The sequence below is a fragment of the Virgibacillus sp. GM2-2 genome, from assembly GCF_055329585.1.
Genome location: NZ_JBUZWC010000219.1, coordinates 1 through 210 on the forward strand (window position 1 = coordinate 1; position 210 = coordinate 210).

General features: G+C 66.7%; 1 protein-coding gene. It reads left to right on the plus strand.

Features of this window, described 5'->3' with window-relative positions; genetic code table 11:
- A partial coding sequence (locus tag ACY9Z2_RS19620; protein ID WP_463611342.1) for an aldehyde dehydrogenase family protein occupies window positions 1–210 on the plus strand: 210 nt, incomplete at both ends.

Genomic DNA, 210 nt, shown 5'->3' on the forward strand with positions numbered 1-210 from the left:
TCCCTTATGCGCCTGCGGCGCGGTTTTCCGCCTACACGCGCAAAGAACCGGTTGGCGTGGTCGGCGCGATCATACCCTGGAACATGCCGCTTCTCATGGCGGTATGGAAGCTGGGGCCCGCGCTGGCGGCGGGCTGCACGATCATTCTCAAGCCCGCCTCGGATACGCCGCTGACGGCGTTGCGCATCGGCGAGCTGGTAGCGGAAGCCG